At 34.6% G+C, this 2,627-nt stretch carries 3 protein-coding genes and 1 riboswitch; all 3 genes read left to right on the plus strand.

Annotated elements, in window-relative coordinates; translation table 11 throughout:
• The first annotated feature begins 49 nt into the window (after positions 1 to 49).
• Positions 50 to 213: riboswitch (Lysine riboswitch) on the plus strand.
• A gap of 66 nt (positions 214 to 279) precedes the next feature.
• Genes RR643_RS11535 through RR643_RS11545 form a run of 3 tightly spaced genes read left to right on the plus strand, consistent with a single transcriptional unit; the run spans position 280 to position 2,625 of the window.
• A complete protein-coding gene (locus RR643_RS11535) occupies positions 280 to 1,119 on the plus strand; it encodes a transporter substrate-binding domain-containing protein (RefSeq protein ID WP_332483306.1) in 840 nt (279 codons plus the stop codon).
• A 2-nt stretch (positions 1,120 to 1,121) separates the two neighbouring features.
• Complete coding sequence (locus RR643_RS11540; RefSeq protein ID WP_332469886.1) at positions 1,122 to 1,892, plus strand: amino acid ABC transporter permease; 771 nt, start codon at positions 1,122 to 1,124, stop codon at positions 1,890 to 1,892.
• 1 nt (position 1,893) lies between these two features.
• Positions 1,894 to 2,625 carry an amino acid ABC transporter ATP-binding protein gene (locus RR643_RS11545; RefSeq protein WP_332469887.1) on the plus strand — a complete coding sequence of 244 codons (732 nt, stop codon included), beginning with the start codon at positions 1,894 to 1,896 and terminating at the stop codon, positions 2,623 to 2,625.
• Positions 2,626 to 2,627: the final 2 nt, after the last annotated feature.

Raw genomic sequence — 2,627 nt, forward strand, 5'->3', positions numbered from 1 at the left:
GAACAAAAAATTTGACAAAAAGTAAATATGTTGTATGATAAAGGCACAACAAAAGTATAGAGGTAGCGATGCAAAATAGTATCTTGTGGAGTTGGCAAACATTGAAACAAGAGAAAGGTAATCATCGCCGAATGGATTTCTTGGCAAAGAAATACTATGGGGTTATAGGTAATACTTATAACACTCCTTCATCCGAAGGGCGCTATTACACAATTTACCTTTTAAAGTAAATCGTATGTGATAGAGCATACGATTTTTGTTTACTTGGAGGAAAAGAAAATGAAAAAATTAGTAGCTTTATTCATCGCAGGACTTATGCTTGTAGGCTGTTCAAGTGCACCTGCAACACCAGAATCAACAGACCAACCAACAGAAGGTGGAACAAAAGAAAAATTCACAGTAGCAATGGAATGTAATTATGCTCCATTTAACTGGACTCAATCAGCAGCTAGCGATACTGCAGTTCAAATTTCTGCAACTGACTATTGTGATGGTTATGATGTAGCGATTGCACGTAAAATTGCAGATTCATTAGGACAAGAATTAGAAGTTAAATCAATTGCTTGGGAAGGTTTAATTACTGGACTAAACAATGATGAAGTAGATGCAGTTATTGCAGGGATGACAGCAACACCTGAACGTGCTGAAGCGGTAGATTTTACATCACCATATTATGAATCACAAATGGTTATGATTGTGCGTGCTGATGATGAACTTGTAAACGCAACATCTATTCAAGATTTCACAGGTAAAAAAGTATTGGGACAAATTAATACATTATATGATGATGTTATTGATCAAATTGAAGGAGTTAATCATATGACTCCACAAGCTACATATCCTCGTATGGTATTATCACTTCAACAAGGTGAAGCAGATGGTTTAACTGCAGAATTACCAGTAGCACAAGGTGTAGTAGCGGCAAATCCTGATCTAAAAATTGTTACATTTGAAGATGGTAAAGGTTTTGAAGCAGATACAACAGTATCAATCGCTATTAAAAAAGGAAATACAGATTTACTAACAAAAATCCAAGCTGCCTTAGATTCAATTACTGAAGAAGAAAGAGTTGATATCATGAAAGCTGCAACTGATCGTCAACCTGCTACAGCAGAGTAATCATGGATTTTAGCTTTGAGATCGTTTGGAAGATACTTCAATCTTCTTGGCCATCGTTACTTCTTGGTGTACAAAATACACTGTTAGTAGCGTTAAGCGGTACAATTATTGGGCTTGTTATTGGATTAGTAGTGGGTGGTTTAAAAGCAATTAAAGTGGATGCGAGTTCATCTAAATTGGTTAAAACTATTAAAAAGATTTATGATGTTTTATCAACTGTTTACATTGAAGTGTTCCGTGGAACACCGATGATGGTACAAGCGGTATTCATTTATTATGCATTATTAAAAGTAATCAAGTGGTCACCACTTGTTGCGGGTATTTTTGTTATATCAATTAATACAGGTGCTTATATGTCTGAAATTATTCGTTCTGGTATTCAATCAGTGGATAAAGGGCAAACAGAAGCTGCACGTTCTTTGGGTATGTCTAACATTCAAAATATGATGTTGGTTGTATTACCACAAGCAATTAAAAATGCATTTCCAGCAATCGGTAATGAATTTATTGTAAATATTAAAGATAGCTCAGTTTTATCAGTTATTGCAATTACAGAATTGATGTATCAAGGGAATAAGATTGCGGGTAGTGTATTTAGATTCCCAGAGACTTTCTTTATCATTGCGTGTATCTATTTAATTCTTACAACAACAACATCATTTATTCTTCATTTAGTTGAAGAAAAATTGAATCATACTCGTACAAGTTTCCCTCATTCAGATAGCACTTCATCAAGTATTAGCTTACCTCGTAATGGAAAGAGGGTGAAATAATATGGCTTTAATTGAAATTAGAAATATACACAAGAGTTTTGGAAATTTAGAAGTATTAAAGGGTATTGATTTCACTGTTGAGAAAAACAATGTAGTTTGTTTAATTGGTGCATCAGGTAGTGGGAAATCAACATTACTTCGTTGTATTAATATGTTGGAAACTGCCGATGAAGGCGAAATCAAAATGAATGGTGAAAATGTATTAAATTGTAAAGATGTAAATAAATATCGTAGTCATGTGGGAATGGTTTTCCAACAATTCAACTTATTCAATAACATGTCGGTTATAAAAAATTGTACTGTAGCTCAAATGAAGGTTCTAGGACGTTCGAAAGAAGAAGCTGAAGAAAAAGCTATGAAATACTTACGTAAAGTAGGCATGGAGAGTTTTGCGCAAGCATCAAGTACAACTTTATCAGGTGGACAAAAACAACGTGTAGCGATTGCTAGAGCGCTTTGTATGGATCCTGAAGTATTGTTGTTCGATGAACCAACATCGGCATTGGATCCAGAAATGGTAGGCGAAGTTCTTGAAGTAATGAAAGACTTAGCTCATGAAGGACTTACAATGATCGTGGTAACACATGAAATGGAATTTGCTAGAGATGTAGCGAATCATGTTGTGTTTATGGATCAAGGTATTATTGCAGAAGAAGGTACACCTGAAGATATCTTCACTAATCCAAAAGAAGAAAGAACAAAAGCATTCTTAAATCGAATCTTGAAGAAATAATG

This window comes from Anaerorhabdus sp., from assembly GCF_036637135.1.
GTDB lineage: Bacteria > Bacillota_I > Bacilli_A > Erysipelotrichales > Erysipelotrichaceae > Anaerorhabdus.

Coding starts and splice junctions, on each gene's coding strand:
- RR643_RS11535 (WP_332483306.1), top strand. CDS start 280: ATGAAAAAATTAGTAGCTTTATTCATCGCAGGACTTATGCTTGTAGGC.
- RR643_RS11540 (WP_332469886.1), top strand. CDS start 1,122: ATGGATTTTAGCTTTGAGATCGTTTGGAAGATACTTCAATCTTCTTGG.
- RR643_RS11545 (WP_332469887.1), top strand. CDS start 1,894: ATGGCTTTAATTGAAATTAGAAATATACACAAGAGTTTTGGAAATTTA.